The organism is Cupriavidus sp. YAF13 (genome assembly GCF_052113425.1).
GTDB lineage: Bacteria > Pseudomonadota > Gammaproteobacteria > Burkholderiales > Burkholderiaceae > Cupriavidus.
On sequence record NZ_JBFRDD010000143.1, the window covers coordinates 1 to 1,306 of the forward strand.

1 protein-coding gene is annotated in these 1,306 nt (G+C 66.6%); it reads left to right on the top strand.

Annotated elements, in window-relative coordinates; all coding sequences use genetic code 11:
- A partial coding sequence (locus tag AB4061_RS40525; protein WP_441641651.1) for a biotin/lipoyl-containing protein occupies window positions 1–1,033 on the top strand: 1,033 nt, incomplete at its 5' end.
- Window positions 1,034–1,306 lie beyond the last annotated feature (273 nt).

A 1,306-nucleotide genomic window follows, 5' to 3' on the forward strand; every position in this document is an offset into this window, starting at 1 on the left:
CGGCCATGCACTGGAAGCCCGCGTCTACGCCGAGAACCCCGACAAGGGCTTCCTGCCCTCCACCGGCACGCTGCGCTACCTGCGCACACCGGCAGCGGTCACGTTCGCGCTGGGCCAGGACGGCAACGGCCCGGCCGGCGTGCGCATCGACTCCGGCGTGCGCGAGGGCGACACCATCAGCCCGTACTACGATCCCATGATCGCCAAGCTGATCGTGTGGGGCCGCGACCGCGAGGAAGCGCTGGCGCGCATGGCGCAGGCGCTGGCCGAATACCACGTGGTGGGCCTGTCGACCAATATCGCCTTCCTGCAGCGGCTGGTGACCTCGCAGGCGTTCCGCACGGCGGACCTCGACACCGGCCTGATCGAGCGCAACCAGGCAGCACTGTTCCCGCCGCCCGCGAAAGTGGGCACCGAAGTCATCGCGCTGGCCGTAGCCGCGTTGGTGGATGCGCAAACCCGCGCGCGCCGCGTGGACCCGGCCGACGCGCATTCACCCTGGCAAAACGCCGGCGCCTGGCGCCTGAACGGCGACGCCACCAGCCAGTTCCTCCTGCGCACCGGCGAAGGCGAAACGCTGGCCAGCCTGTGCAGCGATGGCGGCAAGCAATGGCTGACGGTAGGCGAGCAGACCCTGCCCTTCCGCGCCGCCAGCCTGGCCGGCAGCCACGCACTCGACCTGGGCGAGCGCACGGTCAAGGGCAACACCCATATCGAAGGCGACGCGCTCTACGTGTTCAGCGGCAAGCAGCAAACCCGGCTGGAAGTCATCGACCCGCTAGCCCATGCGGGCAGCGCCGACGCCGAGGGCGGCAAGCTGGTGGCGCCGATGCCGGGCCGCATCATTGCGGTGATGGTCAAGGCCGGCACGGTCATTGGCAAAGGCGATCCGCTGATCGTGATGGAAGCCATGAAAATGGAGCACACCCTGACCGCGCCGGCCGACGGCGTGGTGCAGGAGGTGCTTTACGGCATCGGCGACCAGGTGCAGGATGGCGCTCAGCTGGTCACGTTGGAGGATGTGGTGGTGTGAGTGAATGCAGGCTTCGGGGGGCATGACTGTAGCCCCGCTAACGCGGGGAGACACGTTTGGTGGGTGGGGTTTTACCGCTTCTAGTTGCTGTCGCGGCTGTACCGTGTTGGCCGTTTTGGAACGTGTGGGATGTCACTWTTCTTTACTCGTAAAGAAAAGTGACCAAAAGAAAGCGATCCTTGCAGGAGGCTGGCGTGTCGGGGTTGCGCAGCCCGGCGCTTTCGTCGTCAGGCCCCGGGTTCTAGTGGCCTCATGCCGTTACCGGTTTGAATG